Below are 21,881 nucleotides of genomic sequence, written 5' to 3'. Positions count from 1 at the left end.
ATCCCGGGTTCGGTCGACCTGCTCACTGCGCGCGAGCTCACCAAAAGTGTGTGTGTCGACCGAAGTAGGAGCGACGATGCAACGAGTCACGGCTTCGATGATGTCGGCGTTTTCTTCTTCATTGTACCTCGCGGCACCGCTGGTTCTCCTCGCGTGCGGCGCGGACGCATCCGGCGAGGAGGGCGTTGTCTCGGAGGCGCATGCGCTCGCGGGCGGCGGGCATTGCGCAGCCGGTTTTCTGCAGAATCCGGAGACGCAGCAGTGCGCGCCGATCGCCGATCGCCGCGCTGAGGCGCAGCGTGCCGCCGCGCGCAGGCCGGAGCGGCTGCCGCCGAATCTCGAGGCGATGCGCGGCACGGCGGACGGCGCGCCGCGCGCGGCGCGCTCGCGCGTGAGCGTCCCCGACCACGTGCCGGGCGGGCTCGGCGCGGGCGTGAGCTACAAGAGCGGCGCGCTGCCCGTAACCGAATCATCGACGCTCTACACACACATGATCGTGTATCCGGACGGTCTCGGCTTCGACGTACCGGCGGACTTGTTCACGACGGCCACGAATCGCACGGAAAAAACCGTCGAGGTCGTCGGCTGGTACCGCGAGGCCAGCGTGCATCACATCGGCATTTTCGACTGGTCGTGCTCGGCGACCGATCCGTGCGCGGGCGGTCAGACCGTGCCCTCCTGGATCTGGACGCGACCCTTCAGCGACAACACCTGCCAGCTCACGCAAATGGCGGACGGCGCCGGCGTGAACCACGAGACGCTGTACTACGCCAATGCCACCGTCTCCACCGCGAGCGGCTGGGAGAACCGCGTTTTGTTCTGGAATTATTGCACGAGTCAGTGGGATCTCGAGTACGTGCACGCGTTCACGGGTCCGCAACAAGACTGCAGTGTGACCGGTTGCGGCTGGTGGGGCCCGATCGTCGAAAACTTTTCTCCGCTCGAGGATCAGCCGTTCCCGCAGCTCGGCTTCATCGACACGAGCCTCGTTCACGACGGCGTGACGAGCCTTTTGCCGCCGAGCGAGACGGACTTCAACGGCCCGCCTTCGAACTGGGACCTGTGTTTCATCGATCCGAACACGTCCTGGACGACGAGCCAGATCCCGTGCGGCGCGAGCACGACGCCGTGGACCGCGACGCTCACCGTGACCAGCAATTGGAACACGGGCTATTGCGCGAATGTCGCGGTTCACAACGGCGGCACGACTGCGATCTCCACTTGGTCCGTGTCGCTCGCGATGAATCAATCCACGCTGACGAGCAGCCACAGCGCGAACTTCCAGGCGGCTTCCGCCGGTCAGTATCAGATCACTCCGCTGAGTTGGAATGCGAACCTCGCGCCCGGAGCCACGACCTCGTTCGGCTTCTGCGCGAACAAGACCGGCACAAACTACACGCCGACCGCCACCACGCCCTGAGCGCCGTGAAGCATCTCCGCTCGGCGCAGCGGCCAGCCCGGGGCGCGATCGCCCGCGCCGCGGACCTCAGCGCGCGCCGGCGTCCGCCGGAGCGCCGGCCCCCGCCGCGGCGTCGGCCGGCGCGGGCTCCGGCGGCGCGCACGGCGCGGCCGAGACGACCGCCCGCCACCGCGCCCCTTCGCGGACGTGCACCCGATCCGAGCGGAGGGCCGGCAGCGACCGCAGCGCCGCGAGGACCGCCTCGACCTCCCCGCTCGGCTTCTCCCCGGGGCTCTGCGGCACCTCGACGCAGCCGTGCAGCGCCTCCACGTCGTCCACCCAGGCGAGCGCGGTCCGGGCCTCGTGGAGCCACGGCCACCCGCCCTCCGGCTCGGCGACGACCGGCTCGGGCGCGATGGCGCGGTCCTCGACCACCACCTCCGCGCCGAGCTCCCGAGAGAGCGCGCGCCCGAGCAGGTCGGCCGCCGGGGCCCCGAGCGCCGGACCGACGTGCACGACCTCCACGACGGCCGGCTCGTTGTCCGGGAACCGGAGCCGCCACGCGACGAGCGGCCCCGCCGCGTGCGGCCACGCGCCCCCGAGCGACGCGGCGAGCTCCCTCTGGACGAGCGTGAGCTCCGGCTCCTTGCGCGCCACGTCGATGGGCGTCGAGCTCGCCCGGACCGACGCCGCCACCTCCTCCAGCGCGCTCGCGTCGAGCACCGCGATCACGTCGACCTTCGGGGTGACGCCCGCGACGACGGCGATCTGATCGCGCAGATCGCGCTCGAGCCGCTCCGCCTCGTCGGCCCGGCCGAGCAGCACGAGGCGCACGGCGACGCTGCCGTGGTCGACGGTGACGCTCGACCGCACCGTGCTCTGCGGCAGCGCGTCGAGCATGCGCACGATCGCCGTGCGGACGCGCACCTGCCACGACACCCGCGCGAGCGCCTCCCGCAGGGGGAAGTACACGGCCCCGAGGAGCGCGAGCGGCATCATCACGCGGAAGATCCACCCGTGGCGGAGCTCGAAGAAGACCTGCAGCGCGCGCGCCGCCCGGCGGATCGCCCCCGGCTTCTGCTTCGCGAGCTCCGCGTGCTCGAGCTCCGCGGTGCTGACGGCGCCGTAGCCGAGGAGCAAGAAGCAGAGGATGGCGAACAGGAGGATCGCGCAGAGGTTCGCCGTGAAGAGCAGCGCGGCGCCGCTCGCGATGCTCGTCACCCGCGTGCCGATCCCGTAGCCGACGACGCAGAGCGGGGGCACGAGCGCGATGCCGATGGCCGTGCCCGCGGCGGTCGAGGTCGTGTCCGAGCCGGGCCGCACGGTGGTGTAGGCGGCCGCGATCGCGCAGAAGATCGCGATGAGCAGATCGAGCGCGGTCGGCGAGGTGCGCGCGGCGATCTCCGACGTCACCTCGTAGAACGGCAGCGTCAGGGTGAGCGCCGCGGCGCACGCCACGACCATGACGACGCTGAAGGCGACGCGCGTGAAGGAGCGCAGCGCCAGGAACGGCGAGCCGATCGCGAGGCCCATCCCGAGCTCGACGATGGGCCCCATGAGCGGCGAGATCAGCATCGCGCCGATGACGACCGCGCCGCTGCCGAGGACGAGCCCGAGCGAGGCGATGCCCATGGCGAGGAAGAGCTGGAGCCAGTAGCCCGCCGCCCCCTTGGCGCTCCGCTCGAGCATGCTCCGGACGATGGCCTCGCGCGCCTCGGGCTCGATCCCGAACGCGGCCGCGATGCGGTCCTGGAGCGCCCCCCACGCGGCGTGCGTCAAGCCACGACCCCGGCGCCACGCGCCGCGCGGCCCGCGTCCTGCCCCGCGTGGCCCGCGTCCTGCCCCGCGCGGCCCGCGTCCTGCCCCCCGTGGACCGAGCGCAGGAGGCGCCGCACGGCGCCGGCGTCGGGCAGCCGGTAGGCGGCGCGGCTGCTCGCGTTGCCGACGTGGATGGTGCACGCGGACGGCGGCAGCGCCGCGAAGATGTCCTCGTCCGTGCGGTCGTCGCCGATCGCGATCACCGCCGCCCTCGACGGCACGTCGTCCAGGATGAGCGGCACCACCCTGCCCTTGTGCACGCCGCGCGGCCGGACCTCGAGCACCTTCGCGCCGGCGAGGAGCTCCAGCGCGTCCAGCGGGATGCGCTCCTCGAGGCGCGCGCGCAGCTCGCGCACGTGCTGGCTCGCCAGCTCGGGCTCGGCCGTGCGGTAGTGCCACGCCAGGGTCACCGTCTTCTCCTCGATGAAGCTGCCCGGGGTGCGCCGGGTGACGTCCTCGAGGATCGCCCGCACCTCGCCCTTCCAGGCGGCGGCGCCCGGCTCGAGCGCGACCCAGTCGTCGCTCGCCCTGGGCCGCGACCAGAAGCCGTGCTCGGCGTGGAGGTGGAGCGGCAGCGCGCCGAGCCAGCGCTCGATGTCGGCGCGCCGGCGGCCGCTCACGACGTGCACGCGGTCGCGCTCGGACAGCGCCCGGAGCAGCGCGAGCAGCTCCTCGTCCGGCGCGGCGAGGTCGGGCACCGGCGCGAACGGGACCAGCGTGCCGTCGTAGTCGAGGATCCACACGCGCTGCGGCGCCCGGCGGACGCTCTCGACGACGCTCTCGGGCATCCCCCGGCGCGACGGCGGGGACGCCGCGGGGACGGCCGACGAGGCGCGGTCGAGATCGTCGAGGAACGACTGCGCCCAGGTGTGCACGTCGTGCGTGGCCACGCGGCGGCGCAGCGCCGCCATCCGGAGCCGCTGCTCGGCGGGCGGCATGGCGATCGCCTGCTTCACGGCGGCGGCGACCGAGCCGATGTCGTACGGGTTCACGGAGATCGCCTCCGCGAGCTCGGAGGACGCGCCCGCGAACTCGCTCAGGATCAGGGCGCCGTCGTCGGCGACCCGCGCGGCGACGTACTCCTTCGCGACGAGGTTCATGCCGTCGCGCAGCGGGGTCACGAGCATCACGTCGGCGGCGAGGTAGAGGGCGACCACCTGCTCGAACGGCAGCGAGCGGTGCATGTAGTGGATCGGCGTCGCGTACGTCGTGCCGTACTGCCCGTTGATGCGGCCGACCATCTCGTGCACGAGCCGCCGGAAGTCGGCGTACGCGCCGGCCATCTCGCGCGTGGGCACCGCGAGCTGGAGGAAGCGGACCTCTTCGCGCAGCTCCGGCTCACGCTCGAGGAACCGCTCGATCGCGAGCAAGCGGCGCGGGATCCCCTTCGTGTAGTCGAGGCGGTCGATCCCGAGCACGATCTTGCGGCCGCGCGCCTCGGCGCGGATGCGCGCCGCCTCCTCGCGGACGCCGGGGTGGCCCGCGAGCCGCTCGATCTCGGCGGCGTCGATGCTGATGGGGTGAACCCCCAGCGCGACCCTGCGCCCGTCGTGCTCGATCGCCGCCTCGCCCGGCTCGACCTCGATCACGTGCGCCGCCGACGCCGCGAAGTTCCTGCGGTAGGCGGCCGTGTGGAAGCCGATCAGGTCGGCGCCGAGCAGGCCCCGCACGATCTGCTCCCGCCACGGGAGGATGCGGAAGACCTCGGCGGACGGGAACGGGACGTGGAGGAAGAAGCCGATCCGCGCGTCGGGGAGGCGCCGCCGGAGGAGCGCCGGGAGGAGCAGCAGCTGGTAGTCGTGCACCCAGATCGCGTCGCCCGGCGTGTACTGCGCGGCGACGACGTCGGCGAAGTGCTCGTTGACGCGCTGGTAGGCCTCCCAGTCGAGCTCGGCGTCGAGGTTCACCTTGTCGAGCAGGTAGTGGAACAGGGGCCAGAGGACGCCGTTCGAGAAGCCGTCGTAGAAGCGGTGCTGCTCGGCGGCGCCGAGGTGCACGGGCACGGCGCGCATGCCGGCGAGCGCCGCGTCGGCGTCCTGCCGCTGCTCCGGGGAGAGGCTCGCGACGCTGCCCGGCCAGCCGATCCAGACCGCGCAGTGGCGCTCGTGCGGGCCGCGCATGGCGGCGGCGAGGCCGCCGGAGGAGCGCGTGAGGCAGAGCGCGCCGCGGTCGACGCGCACGCTGATCGGGAGACGGTTCGAGACGATGAGCAGTCGGGCCATGGGGCTCCCCTCCTCCGCGGTGACGAGGCCGCTCGCCGCGCGCGAGGCGCGGCGCGCCCTCGTCGGCCGCGCGCGAGGCGCGCCGGCGCCGGGACGGGCCGCGCGCCTCGCGCGAGGCCGCGTGCCGCCGAAAACGAACAGGGCGCGACGCCCGCTGCGGGTCCGCCGCGGGCGCGCGTGGCTGAGCGAATACTTTGAACTCAAAACATATTGCGCGGCCTCGCGCAAGCCGATCCGGCGCGCCGGAGGGCCGCGCGCGCCGATCCGTCGGCCACCTCGCACCTCGCCGCGCGGGCGTGTCGCGGCGCGTCGGGCGCCGATGGAGGGCGACGCGGGCTCGTGGACCGACAGGTGCGCGGCCGATCGCGGATCCCCGGGGACAGCGATACGGCGCGCCAAGGCGCCGCCTCGATCGCATGCGCGCATGAGGACGACGAGCGACGCGCGCTTCGACCGAGCGCACCGTCGACGCGACAGCGCCCGGACCAGCGAGGTCGCTCGGGGTCATGCCGCTCCTGACTCCGCAGCTCCGGCACATGCGGTCAGGCGCGGTTCGCTCGAGCATGTCTGATCGATCGCGCGGTATCGAGGCGGTGCATGCGAGACGTTCGGCCGCGACGGGCAGCCGTCGAGCTACCGGGACGTCGATGTCGCCGACGGCGTCCTGCACGTCGGCCACAACATCGCCGCGACGCCGACCAGCCCGCCGTGAATCGCCGTGAAGAAGAAGACGGCCATGATGCTGCTCGACCGCCCCCTCACGGCGAGCTGCGACCGGATCGAGGAGAACACGCGCCGCCAGCAGGCGTGGCTCCTGACCCAGGTCGGCGCGCACGCCCCGCAGATCCCGGGCGTCCCGCTCTGAGCCAGCACGCGCGCCCGCAGGGCCGCGCGCGGGGCGGGCCCGCCGGCGCGCGGCGGGCCGCCCTGACGCACGGGGGCGGAGCGGCGGGCGCTACGCGCGGGCCTCTCGCTGAGAGATCGAGCTCAAGAGCTCTGACGACCTCGCCCCGCCGTCCTTGTCGGCGATGTCCGACAGGCTGATGACGCCGACAGGATGCTTCTGGTCGTCGACGCACACGATCCTCGACTTCTTGTGGCTGCTCATGAGGCTCGCCGCCACGTCCACGTCCTCGTCCGGACGGCAGCAGACGACCTCTCGGGTCATGACGTCTTCCGCCCGTGTCGACGAGGCCTGACGGTGCTGCGCGAGCACCCGGATCGTGAGATCGCGATCGGTGAGGGTCCCGATGACGGAACCGTCATCACCGCAGATCGGAACGAAGCCGATGTTCCGCGACTGCATCAGCTCGGCGACGCGCTCGACGGGCTCGCCCGCCTTGCAGCACGCCACGTCGGTCTTCATGAGCTCGGAGCAGTTCATTGTCTCTCCTCCTGGCATCGCATTCCGCGTCGTGTCCGAGACGCCCATCGTCTCGTCTCGAGATCCAGCACCAGCAAATGGCGGGCCATCGCGCCGCGAGGCACGGGTGTCGAGCCCGCGATGAACATGGGAGGGTCCGAGGTGCGAGCTCGCGACGACCGAGCGGGGACGACGCGCCGGCTCTCTCCAGCGCTCGGTCTGGTCGGTCCCCTTCCCTGACCCATCCGCTGGCTGACCTCGCGCCGGCGTCGCCCGAGCCCGGCGCCGGCCGGCGGGAAGAAATCGTCGTCGGGCCGATGATTCTCGGCGGCTCGCGGGGTCGAAGGGACAGAGGCCGCGGCGGACCGTCCCGCCGCGCCCCGAGGAGCGTGAGCCATGGCGATCTTGACGATGACGACGTTCGTGACCCTCGACGGTGTGATGCAGGCCCCCGGCGGGCCGGGTGAAGATCCGAGCGGGGGCTTCACCTACGAGGGCTGGGTGCGGCCCCACTTCGACGACGACCTGGGCGCCTTCATGGTCGACGTGTTCAAGCGCGCCGATGCGTTCTTGCTCGGGCGCGGCACCTACCAGATCTTCGCGTCGCACTGGCCCCGCGTGACCGACCCGGCCGACCCGATCGCCCGCGCCCTGAACGCGCTGCCCAAGCACGTCGCCAGCCGCGCGCTCGGGCGCGCCGACTGGGGCCCCGCGACGATCGAGCGCGACGTCGTCGCCGGCGTCGCCGGCCTGAAGCAACGCTACCAGCGCGAGGTGCAAGTGCACGGCAGCGCCGGCCTCGCGCAGACGCTGCTCTCGCACCGCCTGGTCGACGAGCTGCACGTGCTCACGTTTCCGGTCGTGCTCGGCGCCGGCAAGCGCCTCTTCGAGCGCGTCGCGCCCACGGCCTTCGAGCTCAGGGCCACGCGCGCGACCGGGCGGGGCGTCGTCATCAACACCTACCGGCGCGCGGGCGAGCCGACGTTCGGCTCGTTCCTGCTCGACGATTGAGCCGCCGCCCTGCTCGACGATTGCCGAGCTCAGCGCCGCGCTTGCTTCGTGGCCTCCCACCGCTCCAGCGTGACGACGAGCCGTGCCGCCCCGAGGATGCCGGCCGGGAGCACGATGAGCAGCGAGCAAGGCAGGAACGAGAGCAGCGCGAGGCCGAAGGCGAAGCCCATCACCGCGGCGAGGTTCCGGCGCACGAAATCGACCCGCGCCGCCACGGGCACGCCGCGGATCGACAGCGGGCAGTCGCAGAGGTCCCAGGCCCCCGCGAGCGCCGTCACCGCGAGCTGAAGCGGGACGACGACGACGCTCGCCGGCGCGAAGAGGAAACCCACGATGCCGAGGACGATGAGGATCGGGAGCGTGAAGGCGAGCGCCACGAGCGACGACTGGAGCGCGCGCCACATGTCCGCGAAGAAGCCGACCTCCGTCCACGCGGGCGCCCCGAGATCGGCCTCGGCCCTGCGCACCATCCGCTCCAGCGCGGGCCCCGAGAGCGGCTTCGCGAGCCCGAACGAGATGGCGAGGGCGGCCACGAGCACCACCGCGAGCGCGAGGATCCGCAGCGCCGCCATGAGCACGGTCCAGAGCCCCCCCGTCCCCGGCTCCTTCACGATCAGCGCGACGAGCGAGGGCGCGAGCTTCACGCCGCCGATCGCGAGCGCGACCGTGAGCACGAGCGCGATGCCCGTAGGGACGAGCGCGAGCGGCCACAGGTCCGGCGTGCGAAAGAGGTAGCCGTAGCCACCCAGCAGGGCCTTGAGGCCCGCGCCGAAGCCGGGGCGTTCGAGCGGCACGAGCCCCGCGGGCGGGCGCTGCGCGGGCGCGGTGGGAGAGCCGGGGGGCGGATCCGGGGTGATCATTCGGCTTCGAACGTCCCAGCAGTCGGGCATCCGGTCAACGGCTTCCGCGTGCCAGCATGGGGGGTGTCAAGGCCGGGCGCGACGTGCGCGCAGATCCGCGAGCGCAAGAGGCTGCCGGAGGAACGTCTCGCCGTGCTCGCCCTTCAGGATGAGCGCGATCTCCTCGCCGGTACGGTCGAGATCGATGTCGACGACGCCGTAGTTCGTGCGGTCGAACACCTCGCTGATGAGATAGCGATCGATGCCTCTCCCCACCTGAGGCTCGTTCCAGGGCGCGTTCGCGAGGGGACTCGACGTGAGCTCCCAGAACTCGGGCCCCGCGCGCCCGCCGACGTCGCGCCCGGGCACGTGGATGAGGTTCGCCATGTGGAGGTCGCCGCTCACGAAGACCACGCCCTGGATGTCGTTGGATTCGATGAAGGAGAGGACCTCTTCGAGCTCGCCGGGCGTGTCGGTGCGGAAGCTGTCCCAGCCGTTTTTGACGGGGTGCTCGGGGAGCACCTGCGTGGGCGAGGCGATGATCTTCACGGGCGCGGCGCTCTCGCGGAGGCCTGTGAGCAGCCAATGGAGCTGGGCGCGACCGAGGATCTCCGCCCCGGAGACGCGCTTGTGGTACCGCGAGTCCGGGAGGAAGACCTCGGCAGGGCCCATCCGGACGGAGGAGAAGACCCCGGGGACGTCGGGCAGCCCGAAGCGGGCCTGCGCCCAGCAGCGCTGAAACGCGCGCAGCGAGGTGCCCTTGCCCTCGTAGCGGCCGTCCGCGTCGTTCGGGCCGAAGTCGTGGTCGTCCCAGATGCCGAGCACGGGGACCTCGGCCAAGAGCCTCCGGATCGCATCGCTGTTGCGGTGCCGGAGGTGCGTGAGCATCAGCGTGTGCTCGGAGCGAGCGTCGAGCTCGGCGCAGTAGGACGTGTCGCCGATCATCAAGAAGACATCGGGGCGCTCGCGCGCGATGGCGTCGAAGATGGTGAGCCGCGCGTTCGGATAGTCCCAGAAGCACGAGCCGTAGGCGATCTTGAGCCTGTGCGCGCCCCGCTCGGGCGCGGTGCGGAGCTCATGGCGAGCGGTGAGGCCGTTCTCGCTCGAGATCTCGTAGCGGTAGCGCTGGCCAGGGCGCAGGCCCGTGACGTGGAAGGCGGCGCAGAGCCACTCGGCTCGCGCGGGCGAGAGCGCGGCGCCGATCTCCTCGCCGTCGTCGGAGAGCAACGAGATCGAGAGCGGCGAGGTGTCCCTCGCCTGGATCCAGATGCGCGCCTCCGTCTCGGAGACCTCGCCGACCATCGGGCCTGCGAGGAGCGGGCCTTCCGGATAGCTGTTCCATCCGCCCGGATTGCCGCCCTCCGCCTCGGAGGGGAGCTCGAGCCGCACGCCGGTCCATGGCCCGTCCCAGCCCGCCGAGCCCGCGTATCTCCAGGAGCCAGCGAACGTATTGCCGCTGTCATCCACGGTGAGCTCGAACGAGCCTTCCTTGCCGTGATCGGGCTCGAACCACCGGCCCCGGGCCACGCCGTCCTCGAGCGCGCCCTCGACGTGGCCGCCCTTGTGCGTGTACGTGCCGCGGAAAGCGCTGCCGCTCTGCGCAATGGTCAGCGTCCCGAATGTCGTCGTCCAGATCCCTGCGAAGCGGGGCATCCGGCGCTCCGCCTCGCGGCCCGGGAACGGCTCGGCCATGAGCGTCTCCTTCCAGGGGCCGCCCTGGGGAGCGGCCCGTCGCCGTCATGACACCATGCGCGGGCGCCCATGTACATTCACTGGCGGTGGAGCGGCCATCGTCTACGGAGAGCGCCGACAGCGCGCCGCGCGCTTCGCCTACCATCGGCGCGAGAGCACGTGCGGACCCAACCCAGCTCACGTGGAGGGCGGCGCCGCTCCAGGGCCGTGGGCGCGCAGGGAGCGGGGGGCGAACGCGCGGAGTCCGCTCTTGCGGACCGAGTCCGGCAGAGCGGACTTCGCCCGCTGCGTGAGGTCCGCTCCAGCGGAGCGATCCGCCGCTGCTCCCGTGGTCCACGCGGCCTCGGCGCCGGCGATCCAGCGCTCTCGCGAGCTCGAGGCGCTGGTACTCCGCTTGCCTAGGGCACGGGTGGCTCGCAGCCCGAAGGTCAGCCTGCCGGCGGAGAACGACGCTTCGACGTCAGGACACCCTCCCTCACCTCGCGGATGGATCCGGCGGGGCTCCACCCCAGCCCGCGGCTGGGCCTGAAATCTCTCCGCGCGGTGGGAGGGCGGCGGGCCAGCGAACACCCCAATCCCTGCCCATCGAGAGAGGAGCGTCTCATCATGCAGCTCGACACATTCGTGCAAGCCACTCCATCGACCGTGGCCCCTGGCGCCAGCGTGATCCTGAACGTGAACGTCACCGCGTCGGAGACCAGACCCCTGCTGTTCCTCTTGCAGATCTTCGACGCCTCCCTCACCAAGGTGCACGAAACGACGATCGACAAGGTCGGCGTGAGCGCCGGCGTGCCCAAGAACGTGCCGTTCTCCTGGAGCGTCCCCGCCAGCCTCCCGCAGGGCGTGTATTCGGTGAGCCTCGGGGTCTTCGGCGCGGAATGGAGCGGCATGTACCAGTGGTATGCCGGCATCACCACCTTCGCCGTGAGCGCAAACCCCCAGATCCCGAACTTCGCCAGCACGGCGGCTGTGACCCCGACCAGGATCGCGCCAGGCGGCGCGGTGACCATCGACGTCGCGCTGACGTCCAGCGTCAGCGTGAGCGCGCGCACGGAGATCGCGCTGATTCGACCCGACGGCATCAAGGTGCCGGTCCGCTCTTCCGGCGACGCCTTCGAGGCGGCGACGCCCAAGCACCTCATGGCGCCCTGGTCCGCGCCGGCGGGCGCGCCCATCGGCACGTACCTGGTGGAGGTCGGCGTGTACAACGCCGACCGGACGGAGCGCTACCACTTCAACGCCTCCGCCGGTCAGCTCAAGGTCCTGCCCGACACCGCGCCGGCCGCCGCCCTCAAGGCCAGCGTGAAGACGGGCACGAGCCTCACCACGGGCCAGCCGAGCCCGAGCTTCGAGATCTACAACACGGGCGAGGACCCGATCGACCTCAAGGACATCAAGGTCCGATACTACTTCACGATCGACGAGGAGACGACGCTCGCGATCGACTTCTGGTCCACGCTGTCCAAGGCGAAGGTGATCGCCACCTTCGCCAAGATGCCCGTCCCCTCGGAGCAGGCCGACCACTACCTGGAGATCGGGTTCACCGACACGGCAGGCGTCCTGTCGCCTGGGGCGAAGGTCGGCGTGCACACGTGGTTCAACCGGAGCCCTTGGGGCGCGCCGTTCGACCAGACCAACGACTACTCGTTCACGAACTCGAACGAGTTCATCGACAGCCCGAAGACCACCGGGTACGTCTCGGGGGCCTTGACCTGGGGGGTGGAGCCCCCGCTGCTCGATCGTCCGCCGTTCCCGGCGTCCATCAGGGCGAACGCCGCCGACACCTCCATCACGTTGACATGGGAGCCCGTCGCGGGGGCCGCCGGCTACGACGTGGAGGCGAACGGGAGGGTCGTCGCCGGTCTGACGGACACATCGTATCTCGACCCGTGGCTCAACCCGGGCACGCTCCACACCTACAGGGTGAGGACCCGCAAGGACGGCAAGGTGAGCGTGTGGAGCTCCCCCGTAAGCCTGAAGACGACCGGCGAGCAGGTCTTGCCCGCGCCCGTCAACGTGAGGGCTCGGCCCGCGGAGGGCTCGATCACCCTGACGTGGAGCGAGCTGCAGGAGAGCATTACCGGGTACGACGTCGAGGTCGACGGGGCCGTCGTCGACGTGGGGATGAGCACATCGTACGTCCACTCCGGGCTAGGCCAGCGCACCCAGCACAGGTACAGGGTGCGAGCGAAGGACGGCGGGACGCCGGGCCCCTGGAGCGGGACGGTACGGGTGAACACGCCGTACACGCCCACGGGGACGTTCGACGTCAGCTTCGCCGTCGACACCTCCGCGGAGCGGGCGCCGATCAGCCCCTACATCTACGGGACCAACTCCGACCTCACCGGAGCCGAACGCTGGACGGTGAGGAGGATGGGGGGCAACCGGCTGTCCACATACAACTGGGAGAACAACGCGTCGAACGCAGGGGTCGACTGGCATCACACCAGCGACGACTATGTTCCTTGGTTCTACGGCGGCATCCCGATGTCGGAGAGCGAGAAGTTCGACATCCCGGGGATCGCGGCGACCGCCTACCACGAGAGATCCTTGTCGATGGGCGCCGGAACGCTCCTGACGCTGCAGACGGCGGGATACGTGGCCAAGGACAAGGATGGGTCCGTGCCCGAGACGCTCGCGGCCCCGTCCTCCAGGTGGGTCGAGGTGAAGGCGTCCAAGGGCGCTCCCTTCAGCCTCGTGCCTGACCCGAGCGACGGCGCCGTCTTCATGGATGAGTTCGTCAACTTCCTCGTGAACAGGTTCGGCGACGCGTCGACTCCGACCGGGATCGGCGCATACAGCATCGACAACGAGCCGGGCTTGTGGGCGGACAGCCATCCGCGCATGCACCGCGAAAAGGCGACCTGCGCCGAGGTGATGACCAAGTCCGCCGATCTCGCCAGGGCGGTGAAGCGGGTCGATCCGCACGCGAAGATCTTCGGCCCCGCCTCGTACGGGTTCAGCGAGTACTACGACATGCAGTCCGCGATCGACTGGGGCGCCGTGAAGTCGAATTATGACTGGTACATCGACTACTACCTGGACAACCTGCGGATCGAGTCTGCGAAGGAAGGGAGACGGCTGCTGGACGTCCTGGACCTCCACTGGTACACGGAGGCCGTCGCCGGCGGCCAGAAGATCCTGCGGGCTGGCAACGACAACCAGGAGGCGAACAAGGCCCGCGTCCAGGCGCCGAGATCCCTGTGGGACCCGAGCTACTGGGAGAACAGCTGGGTTTCGGACCACTTCAGCTCCTTCTTGCCGCTGATCCCGAGGCTCCAGCGATCCATCGCCAAGCACAACGCGGGCACGAAGCTGGCCTTCTCGGAGTACAACTACGGGGGAGAGAACCACATCTCCGGCGGCATCGCGATGGCGGACGTGCTGGGCATCTTCGGGAAGCTCGGGGTCTACCTGGGCGCGTTCTGGAAGATGGGCAACGACGCGGACGGGGCGCCGTACGTCACCGCGGCGTTCAGGCTCTTCAACAATTACGACGGGAACGGCTCCCGCTACGGCGACACGGCGGTGAAGGCGGAGACGTCGGACATCGACAACAGCTCCGTCTATGCCTCCGTCGACGAGGACGGCGACGGAAACCTCCGCTTGATCGTGATCAACAAGAACTTCGAGCATGACATGAACGCGGTCGTCCACCTCGGCGGCGGGGCCGTCTACACGTCGGCGAGGGTGTGGGCGTTCGACAGCAGCGGCCCCGGGATCACGGAGAAGCCCGCCATCACCAGCATCACCAACAACTCGTTGATGTATACGGTACCGAAGCTGACCGTGTGCCACATCGTGCTCACGGCGGGCACGCCCGGATAGGCGGCGACCTCCGTGACCTGCTCGCCCTCGCCGACCGCGAGAGGACGATGCGCTCCCGGGCCTGAGCAGCCGGAGCAGGCCGAGGAGGTTGCGCGCCTCGACTGGCCGTGGAGGGGACAGCGCCAGGCGCGGTCCGATGGCAGCCGTGCTCGCCTCGTCTCCTGGACTATCCCGCTCGGCTACAAAATTCCACTCCCGCGGCTCGTCCGGGATGCGCCGCAAAAAAAGTTGAGTGGACGCCTCCGAGTGGTGACCGAAAGCCAGCACCTCATCCCACAACCCCGTCGAGCTCTGGAAACGGTGATCTCGGACGTTCCGTAGCGGCGGCTCAGCGGGCCCTCGGTCGCGGAGTGATCCGCGACCAGCTCACGCGCGCCACGTCCGGCGACGCCGGCGCCGGCGCTCGGCTCGTTTTCGATTGGCTTGAAAGGCGAGTACTAGAATGAGAGCTATTGCTTATGGGACCATGACCCTGGTCATGGCGGGAGCCCTGGGTGCGTGCAGCGGGTCCGAGTCGGGCGATGACGGCTCCGGCGGCGCTCCGAGCGCAGGCAGCGCGTCGGGACAGACATCCAGCGGCGCGTCGGGGCAGACGTCCAGCGGCGCGTCGGGGCAGACGTCCAGCAGCGCCGCGGGGCAGACGTCCAGCAGCGCCGCGGGGCAGACGTCCAGCGGCGCGTCGGGCGGCGGAGGCGCCGGCACGGGCGGTACCGACAGCCCAGGCGAGTCGATCTGCGGGGTGACGCCGACCGCCGCGACTGGCCACGTCGCGCTGGAGAACCTGTGCCGCGGCGTGGTGGCCGTGCGCTCGGGCGAAGGCAACTTCATCGGCTGGCGGTTGATGGGCTACGAGGATCCCGAGATCGGGTTCAACGTCTACCGTGACGGCGCCAAGGTGAACGACGCGCCCATCACCGACTCGACCAACTACTTCGACGCGGGGGCCCCCGGAGGCGCGAAGTACACCGTCCGCGCCGTGATCGACGGCGCCGAGCAGGGCGACTCGGCCAACACGCGCGGCGGGAACGCGGGCACGCCCACGTGGGAGCGAAACTATCTGACCATCCCGCTCAAAACGCCCGACGATTACGAAGCCGGCGACGCCTCTCCCGGCGATCTCGACGGCGACGGCGACTACGAGCTCGTGGTCAAAGAGCAGAACAACCCGCGCGATCCGTCGCAGGACGGCCGCACCGGCCAGCCCAAGCTCGCGGCCTACGACACCGACGGCACCTTCTTGTGGCGCATCGACCTGGGCATCAACATCCGCGAGAGCGAGCACACCACGCCCTTCGTCGTGTACGACCTGGATGGCGATGGCCGCGCCGAGATCGCCGTCAAGACCGCGCCCGGCACGCGCGATGGGAAGGGAGCGTTCCTGCACACCGGTCCCGCCGCCGACGACGACGACGCGCGCGACTACCGCAACGGGGCGGGCAAGATCTTGAGCGGGCCGGAGTATCTCACGGTCTTCAGCGGCGTCGACGGCGCGGAGCTCGCGACCATCCAGTACCACGCCCCCATCACGAGCGGCAGCTTCGGCGACAACAACGGCAACCGCTCGGATCGCTACAACGCCACGCTGGCGTTCCTCGATGACTCGGGCCGACCGAGCGTCGTCATGCAGCGGGGCTACTACGCGCGGACGACGTTCGGAGCCTACAATTACCGCGAGGGCCGGCTGAGCCTGATGTGGAGCTTCGACTCGTCAGCGAACGGCAACGGCGCCTTCGCCGGCAAGGGCGTTCACAGCGTCATGGCGGCGGACACGGACGGCGACCTGAGGCAGGAGATCATCCCTGGCGCCGCGACGATCGGTCCCGACGGCAAGGGCAAGTGCGCCGTCGACTTCTACGGACACGGCGACGCGATTCACGTCGCCGACCTGGTCCCCTCACGCCCCGGGCTCGAGGTGTTTCAGCCGACCGAAGCGGACGGCGTGCCCTCCTACTTCCTTCGAGATGCGGAGACCTGCGAGGTCCTGTGGCGCGGCCCGAACAGCGACGGCGAGGGACCGGGGCGCGGCGCTGCCGACGACATTTCGCCCGATAACCCCGGAGGTGAGGCCTGGACCAACACCGCCGGCCTGTTCAGCGCGGAGAGCGGTCGCAACATCGGCTCCCGTCCCCGCCAGGTGAACTTCCTGATCTGGTGGGACGGCGACGAGAGCCGCGAGCTGCTCGACGGCAACACCGTCACGAACTTCGACGGCGAAGGCCGGGGCTTCACCGCGAGCGGCTGCACCTCGATCAACGGCAGCAAGTCGGTGCCGACGCTCAGCGCGGATCTGTTCGGCGACTGGCGCGAGGAGGTCGTGTTCCTGTGCGGCGACAGCCTGCGCATCTACACCACCGATCAGATCACCAGACGCCGCATCTACACGCTGATGCACGATCCGCAGTACCGCGCCAACGTGTCGGCGCAAAACGCGACCTACAACCAGCCGCCGCACACGAGCTTCCACATCGGCGACGGCATGAGGGAGCCCCCCAGACCCGACATCACGGTGCGGTGACGCCGGCGCGCCGTCGTGCGGCCGGAGCGCTGCCGTCAGCGGCTACCCGGGCTTGCGGTACCGCGCCACAAGGATCGTGACGTCGTCGTCCAGGCTCGGGCACCAGCCCTCGACCTCCCCGAGGATGCGATCGCGGATCACCTCCACGGGCGCGGACTGGGCCGCTTCGACGGTGGCGCAGAGCCGGTCCAGCCCGAACTGCTCGTGATGCTCGTTGCGCGCCTCGGTCACGCCGTCGCTGTAGAGCACGAGGACGTCTCCGTCCTCCAGCACGAGCTCGGCCTCCGGCGTCATCGCGCCGATCTCGGGCAGCACGCCGATGAACACCCCGCTCGTCGGCATCGTCGCGCAGCGCCTCGTGCGCGGCGAGCAGACGAGGATGTCCTCGTGCGCGCCGGCGAACGTCACGCGGCCGTCGCGCGTGTACCGCATGAGCAGGAGCGTCGCGTGCTCGTCCCGCTTCAGGCGGTCGCGGACGTTCTTGTACACCGCCCGGTTGACCGCGCACACGATCCCGCGCGGGCCCTCCGCCGCGGGGCTCGACGCCATCACCGACACCATGCTCTGGATCATCAGCATGATGAGCCCCGCCGCGAGCCCGTGCCCCGCCACGTCGCCGATCCCGATCCAGCCCCCGTCCGGCGTCGCGATCACATCGTAGTAATCGCCGCCGACCGCGGCGGCCGGCTTCATCGTCGCGCAGAGCTCGAGCCCCTCGACCGAGAGCTGCTCCGGCACCAGCGTCGTCTGGATGCGCGCCGCGACGCGGCTCTCCTCGCGGACCTTCTCCTGCTCGATCCGCTCGCGCAGCTCCACCTGCCGCACCACCTCCCGGTGCAGCGCCGCCGCCTTCATCGCCGAGCCGAGCTGGAGGCGCAACGCGTCGTAAATCATCTCGTTCGGCTGGCCGTCGACCACCGCGAGGCCGAACTTCTCGATCCCGCCGAATGCGATCGGGAACATGATCACGCTCCAGCGCTCATCGTCGCTCAGGAACCCCGGGGGCGCGAGGAGGTGCGCCGGGAAGCTCACGGGCGGCACCTCCACCTCGCGGCCGTCCTCCATCCAGAAGAACAGGCTCATGGTGGAGCGCTGCGCGTCGTCGAAGAGCGACACGGCGACGCGCGAGAACTGGAGCTTCGGCAGATCCGCCGCCAGCGTGGACCGGAGCATCGGCAGGTTCAGGCACGTGGAGAAGTGCCTCATCCCATAGTTGACGTCGATCGCGGCGAGCTCCACCTTGAGCCGCTGCTCCCCCTCGACATGCACGGACGCGCTTCCGATGGCGATCCGGGAAGCGTGCCAGATCTGCTCCAGCGTCTCGTTCAGAGCGGCGTCGCCGCCCTGCTCCGACGCCCTCTGGAGCCGCGCGCGCAGGAGCGAGATCACGGACTGGAACTGCTCGAGGAGAACCCCCTCGCGCCGGGCCGCGTCGAGGAGCTCCTCGAGCCCACGCAGGAAACGGCCCCTGTCGCCGGCGAGCTCTTCTTCCAGCGCCGAGAGCAGCCTGTCCGCCCATCCATCGAGCGAGCGGGCCGAGATCGTGACCGCCTGCGCGAGCGCGCGCTCCAGCGACGCCCGCTGGCCGGCGAGCGAGCTCGGACCGCTCCACGCGGCGGCCCCCGGAGGGAGAAGCAAGGGGCCCGCCTGGCGCCCGCAGCCGCAGGACACGCGCCGCGTCAGCTCTACGCCCACCAGCCGGAGCACCGGGACAGGCTCGCCCTCGATCATCTGGAGGACCGTCTCCACGGCGAGCCCCCCGAGTTCCTTGGTGGGCTGGCGAACGGTGGAGAGCGACGGCTTGGTGAAGCGCGCCGTGCGGATGTCGTCGAAGCCGCACACCAGGACGTCGCCGGGCACGTCGATGCCCCGCTCCTTGAGCAGCTCGATCGCGCCGAGCGCCATCCAGTCGTTGGCGGCGACGATGGCGTCGAAATCGACCCCACGATCGAGGAGCTCGCAGATCGCGGCGCGCCCGCTGCCCACCGTGAACGCGCCGGACATGAAGAGGCGTTCATCGTAAGCAATGGAGCGCGCCGCGAGCGCCCTCCGGTAACCGCCGGCGCGGAGGAGCGCCTCTTCATTGCTAGTAGGACCACTAATATACGCGATCCTCCTGCAGCCGTGCTCGCCGACCAGGTGCAGGACCGAGATCTCGGTCCCGAGGGCGTTGTCGACCATGAGGCTCGGGATATCGTCTATCGCCATCCCGATGCTGCAGAGCGGCAACGACGCGTAAGACCGACAGAACTCCCGCATGGCGTCGATACCGACGAGATGGCAAAGGGTCGACGAAGCGACGATGATGCCGTCGACGAGCTCCGAATTGATGATGTGGTAGAGGCTCCTCCTGGCGGCGTCGGTCGACCCGTGCAGGGGGATCAGATCTCCGAACGCGAACACGATCAGGAGGTTGACGCCGTGCGCCTCGGCGGCGCGCTCGATGCCGGACCGCACCTCCGACTGGTAGTCGCCCGCCATGTTGTCGATCAACAGGGCGATTGTCGGGCGCCTACGCGTCATGGCCTGCGGCTCATCGCGCAGGAGCTCGCCGCGCGCCGCGGAACGGCGGCGCAAAGCCTCCCGCCCTCCACGGATGCTTTGCAGGGACGCTGCGAGGCCTCCTGTCTCGATCCGAACGTTGACATGAGCGCAGCATTGTACGTCGTTCTTCTACCGGAGCCAACGCTTCTGTTCGCCCAGGTGACCACGAGCACTTCTTCGCACGCCGGCACGCGCACTCTCGCGCTGCAACAGGACGGCTTGGTGCGGCTGTCGCTCAAGCGCACCTTTGCCGGCGGGACCGTCGCGGTCCCCGGCCTCCAACCGGCGGGTCTCCATGGTCATGGCCATCGGGTGATGTGCGCGTAGGTAGCCGGGGGATCCCCCGCGCGTGGTGCGACGGGATGAACGATCCGAGCCGCTCAGCGCCCGGCGACGGCGAGGCGGAGGGACAGGGGGCGGCACGGCGCCCCGGACTCGGGCTCGAGCGGCGGAGCCCAGGCCCCGAGCGAGTGATGGAGCCGTCCCCTGCGCCGCTCGAGGTAGAGGATCATGTTGAGCGGCCACCCGGAGCGATAGAAGACGTGCCGATCCATGGGGGTGGGCTCCTGGCTCACGCGCAGGCCGCGCTCGTGGGGAGGGCCGATGCGGTGCCAGTCCGGGTGCAGGTGGATGGAACCGAGCACCTCCTGCCCCTCGGCCTCGGCCTCGCGGGTGATGCGCAGGAGATCCTTGGGCTCGCACCAGAAGCCGCGGCGCCCGTTGGCGTAGCAGGCGCCGAAGCGGGGAATGACGGTGGACTGGAACTCCTTCAGCACCTCGCCGTCGGACTCGCGGATGTTGCGCGCGAAGCGGACGCGCTCCACGGACATCGCATCCTCGACGAAGCGCCCGAGCAGGACGGCCCAGCAGCGAGGCGGGCGCTCGGGGGTGCTCGACTCGTACTCCCGCACCGAGTCCCCGAAGAAGCCCGCAAGCACGGACAGGTCCAGCAGCACGGTGTCCGGCGTCATCAGGCGATCTCGGGACAGGGGGTACGCAGCCTGCCCGCGGCGCGCTCGTCGCGAAGCTGGGCGATGAGGTGGCGCGCCACGCGCTCCTCGAAGGCGGCGGTGGCGTCGGGCGTCCACGGGTAGAAGCCCTGCCCGGTCTTGAGCCCGAGCTCCCCCCGCTCCACCTTCTGCGCGATGACCGGAGGCACCGGGCGGCCGGAGCCGCGCATGATGGCCGCGACAAGGTCCAGCCCCACGAGGTCCAACCGGTCGAAGACGCCGGTGACGCCGAGGCGCCGTCCCAGGCCCTGCGTGAGGACGCGGTCCACCATCTCCGGCGTGGCCACGCCCTCCTGCACGATCCGGAGCGCCTCGCCGATCAGGGCCTGCTGCAGCCGGGGCCCCACCGAGCCCGGCACGTCCCGAGCGAACACCACCGGAGCCTTGCCCACCTCCTCGAGCAGGAGCCGCGTCGCCTCGATGGCTTCCGGGGCCGTCTTCTCGCCGGGGACGACGTCCACGAGCGGGATGAGGTGCGCCGGCAGGTAGTAGTGCGCGGAGAGGACGCGCTCGGGCCGGGAGCAGTCCCTGGCCAGCGCCGTCACGCTGAGCGCCGTGGTGTTGGAAGCGAGAAGGGTGCCCGGCGACGCGAGCCGGTCGAGCTCCCCGAAGACCTGCTGCTTGAGGGCGAGGTCCTCGGGGACGGACTCGATGATGAAGTCCTGGTCCGCGGCGGCCTCGGCGAGGATGGTGGTCCTCCGAATGCGCCCGAGCGCGGCGGAAGCCTGTACCGAGGACAGGAGCCCCGTATCCACCAGCAACGCCGCATCGCGATCCATGCGCGCCAGCGCGCGGGCGCTGCTCTCAGGGCGCGTGTTGTAGAGCGTCACCTGCCGACCGGCGGTGGCGAACTCGAGCGCGATGCCGCACCCCATTGCACCGCCGCCGATCACGCCAACCTTCTTGATTTGTCTGCGTTCCATGGCTGGGAGAATCCCCGCCCCAGCAGGCCAGAGGCAACATCCTTCCCACCGACGCAGAGCGCCATGCGGCCTGCGTCAACTCTGGGGAGCCCCTGGGCAGGCCGAGGCGGGGGAGCGCGCCGAGACGCTCGGAAAAAAATCTACAATCACCGGCGCGCGCGAGGGCTCATGGTGGGCGCATGACCCGACACGACAGCCACGCTTTTCATCTCTCCGACACGTACCTGCAGCTCCTCGACGGCGGCGCCGCGAAGCCGATCCCCGTGGACGCCGAGTTCTGGGCGAAGATCGGCGAGCGCGAGGAGCTGCACGCCGGCCGCATGGTGGGCCTCTTTCACATGGACAAGAGCCCCGATCACCGCGAGGTCCATCCCCGCGGCGACGAGGTCCTGATCCTGCTCTCCGGCGCGGTCGACGTCGTGCTGGAAGACGAGCTCGGCGAGCGCGTGATCGAGCTGCGCGATCAGGGCGCGTGCATCGTGCCCCGCGGCGTCTGGCACGGGCAGATCGTGCGCGCGCCGAGCGTGATGATCTTCATCACGCCCGGCGAGGGTACCCAGCACCGCGCGGGCTGATCCCACGCGACGCCCGGCTGCGGGCCCCCGCAGCTGCGCCGGGGGGTGCCGGCCGGCGGGCTGCCGGTTCGCGAGGTCGCTGGCGCGCGCGGCCCGACCTGGCGCCGAGCCCGCCGTTGCGTTCAAGCGCGCGGCCCGCTCG

The 21,881-nt window shown here is 70.6% G+C and carries 14 protein-coding genes; 6 read left to right on the top strand and 8 right to left on the bottom strand.

Going from position 1 to position 21,881, the window contains the following annotated elements:
* Nucleotides 1-76: 76 nt before the first annotated feature.
* Complete coding sequence (locus WME83_RS19845) at nt 77-1,420, top strand: cellulose binding domain-containing protein (protein WP_437320852.1); 1,344 nt, start codon at nt 77-79, stop codon at nt 1,418-1,420.
* A gap of 66 nt (nt 1,421-1,486) precedes the next feature.
* On the opposite strand, the gene WME83_RS19840 is transcribed toward WME83_RS19845, so the two are convergent.
* Together WME83_RS19840 and WME83_RS19835 are read right to left on the bottom strand one after the other, a co-directional pair.
* Complete coding sequence (locus tag WME83_RS19840) at nt 1,487-3,178, bottom strand: DUF389 domain-containing protein (protein ID WP_437320851.1); 1,692 nt, start codon at nt 3,176-3,178, stop codon at nt 1,487-1,489.
* The gene (locus WME83_RS19835; protein ID WP_437320850.1) at nt 3,175-5,439 is read right to left on the bottom strand and encodes a bifunctional alpha,alpha-trehalose-phosphate synthase (UDP-forming)/trehalose-phosphatase; all 2,265 of its coding nucleotides are present in this window, start codon (nt 5,437-5,439) and stop codon (nt 3,175-3,177) included. The genes WME83_RS19840 and WME83_RS19835 overlap by 4 nt, the downstream gene beginning before the upstream one ends.
* A gap of 718 nt (nt 5,440-6,157) precedes the next feature.
* Between WME83_RS19835 and WME83_RS19830 the strand changes: the two genes are divergently transcribed.
* Nucleotides 6,158-6,304: a hypothetical protein gene (locus tag WME83_RS19830; protein ID WP_437320849.1), complete on the top strand. Its 147-nt coding sequence runs from the start codon at nt 6,158-6,160 to the stop codon at nt 6,302-6,304.
* Between the two features lie 90 nt (nt 6,305-6,394).
* On the opposite strand, the gene WME83_RS19825 is transcribed toward WME83_RS19830, so the two are convergent.
* Nucleotides 6,395-6,823, bottom strand: coding sequence for a CBS domain-containing protein (locus WME83_RS19825; protein WP_437320848.1), 429 nt, complete (start codon nt 6,821-6,823; stop codon nt 6,395-6,397).
* 375 nt (nt 6,824-7,198) lie between these two features.
* Between WME83_RS19825 and WME83_RS19820 the strand changes: the two genes are divergently transcribed.
* Nucleotides 7,199-7,813, top strand: a complete 615-nt coding sequence (locus WME83_RS19820) for a dihydrofolate reductase family protein (protein WP_437320847.1) — start codon at nt 7,199-7,201, stop codon at nt 7,811-7,813.
* Nucleotides 7,814-7,842: 29 nt separating this feature from the next.
* Here WME83_RS19820 and WME83_RS19815 read toward each other — a convergent pair whose 3' ends face one another.
* Both WME83_RS19815 and WME83_RS19810 read right to left on the bottom strand, forming a co-directional pair.
* Nucleotides 7,843-8,673: an EI24 domain-containing protein gene (locus WME83_RS19815; RefSeq protein ID WP_437320846.1), complete on the bottom strand. Its 831-nt coding sequence runs from the start codon at nt 8,671-8,673 to the stop codon at nt 7,843-7,845.
* Between the two features lie 66 nt (nt 8,674-8,739).
* Nucleotides 8,740-10,344 (bottom strand): alkaline phosphatase D family protein, encoded by a 1,605-nt coding sequence (locus WME83_RS19810; RefSeq protein WP_437320845.1) that lies wholly within the window; start codon nt 10,342-10,344, stop codon nt 8,740-8,742.
* A gap of 606 nt (nt 10,345-10,950) precedes the next feature.
* Here WME83_RS19810 and WME83_RS19805 point away from each other — a divergent pair.
* Nucleotides 10,951-14,172: a glycoside hydrolase family 44 protein gene (locus WME83_RS19805; protein ID WP_437320844.1), complete on the top strand. Its 3,222-nt coding sequence runs from the start codon at nt 10,951-10,953 to the stop codon at nt 14,170-14,172.
* 442 nt (nt 14,173-14,614) lie between these two features.
* Nucleotides 14,615-16,687 (top strand): rhamnogalacturonan lyase, encoded by a 2,073-nt coding sequence (locus WME83_RS19800; RefSeq protein WP_437320843.1) that lies wholly within the window; start codon nt 14,615-14,617, stop codon nt 16,685-16,687.
* Nucleotides 16,688-16,729: 42 nt separating this feature from the next.
* Here WME83_RS19800 and WME83_RS19795 read toward each other — a convergent pair whose 3' ends face one another.
* The 3 genes from WME83_RS19795 to WME83_RS19785 all read right to left on the bottom strand — a co-directional run bounded on the left by WME83_RS19795 (nt 16,730) and on the right by WME83_RS19785 (nt 21,164).
* The gene (locus WME83_RS19795) at nt 16,730-19,210 is read right to left on the bottom strand and encodes a SpoIIE family protein phosphatase (RefSeq protein ID WP_437322016.1); all 2,481 of its coding nucleotides are present in this window, start codon (nt 19,208-19,210) and stop codon (nt 16,730-16,732) included.
* A 401-nt stretch (nt 19,211-19,611) separates the two neighbouring features.
* On the bottom strand, nt 19,612-20,202 hold the full coding sequence (locus WME83_RS19790) for a hypothetical protein (protein WP_437320842.1): 591 nt from the start codon (nt 20,200-20,202) through the stop codon (nt 19,612-19,614).
* Nucleotides 20,202-21,164: a 3-hydroxyacyl-CoA dehydrogenase family protein gene (locus tag WME83_RS19785; protein ID WP_437320841.1), complete on the bottom strand. Its 963-nt coding sequence runs from the start codon at nt 21,162-21,164 to the stop codon at nt 20,202-20,204. Before WME83_RS19785 ends, WME83_RS19790 begins: the two co-directional genes overlap by 1 nt.
* Nucleotides 21,165-21,343: 179 nt before the next feature.
* On the opposite strand from WME83_RS19785, the gene WME83_RS19780 reads away from it, so the two are divergent.
* Complete coding sequence (locus WME83_RS19780) at nt 21,344-21,739, top strand: cupin domain-containing protein (protein WP_437320840.1); 396 nt, start codon at nt 21,344-21,346, stop codon at nt 21,737-21,739.
* The last annotated feature ends 142 nt before the right edge of the window (nt 21,740-21,881 follow it).

This window comes from Sorangium sp. So ce385, assembly GCF_051474135.1.
GTDB lineage: Bacteria > Myxococcota_A > Polyangia > Polyangiales > Polyangiaceae > Sorangium > Sorangium cellulosum_D.
This window is presented reverse-complemented; position numbering and strand designations above follow the sequence as displayed.

What these genes read in the sequence shown, in the direction of transcription:
- WME83_RS19790 (WP_437320842.1), bottom strand. Translation starts at nt 20,202, where the DNA reads ATGACGCCGGACACCGTGCTGCTGGACCTGTCCGTGCTTGCGGGCTTC.
- WME83_RS19835 (WP_437320850.1), bottom strand. Translation starts at nt 5,439, where the DNA reads ATGGCCCGACTGCTCATCGTCTCGAACCGTCTCCCGATCAGCGTGCGC.
- WME83_RS19820 (WP_437320847.1), top strand. Translation starts at nt 7,199, where the DNA reads ATGGCGATCTTGACGATGACGACGTTCGTGACCCTCGACGGTGTGATG.
- WME83_RS19825 (WP_437320848.1), bottom strand. Translation starts at nt 6,823, where the DNA reads ATGAACTGCTCCGAGCTCATGAAGACCGACGTGGCGTGCTGCAAGGCG.
- WME83_RS19845 (WP_437320852.1), top strand. Translation starts at nt 77, where the DNA reads ATGCAACGAGTCACGGCTTCGATGATGTCGGCGTTTTCTTCTTCATTG.
- WME83_RS19785 (WP_437320841.1), bottom strand. Translation starts at nt 21,164, where the DNA reads ATGGAACGCAGACAAATCAAGAAGGTTGGCGTGATCGGCGGCGGTGCA.
- WME83_RS19805 (WP_437320844.1), top strand. Translation starts at nt 10,951, where the DNA reads ATGCAGCTCGACACATTCGTGCAAGCCACTCCATCGACCGTGGCCCCT.
- WME83_RS19815 (WP_437320846.1), bottom strand. Translation starts at nt 8,673, where the DNA reads ATGATCACCCCGGATCCGCCCCCCGGCTCTCCCACCGCGCCCGCGCAG.
- WME83_RS19795 (WP_437322016.1), bottom strand. Translation starts at nt 19,210, where the DNA reads ATGACGCGTAGGCGCCCGACAATCGCCCTGTTGATCGACAACATGGCG.
- WME83_RS19800 (WP_437320843.1), top strand. Translation starts at nt 14,615, where the DNA reads ATGAGAGCTATTGCTTATGGGACCATGACCCTGGTCATGGCGGGAGCC.
- WME83_RS19780 (WP_437320840.1), top strand. Translation starts at nt 21,344, where the DNA reads ATGACCCGACACGACAGCCACGCTTTTCATCTCTCCGACACGTACCTG.
- WME83_RS19810 (WP_437320845.1), bottom strand. Translation starts at nt 10,344, where the DNA reads ATGGCCGAGCCGTTCCCGGGCCGCGAGGCGGAGCGCCGGATGCCCCGC.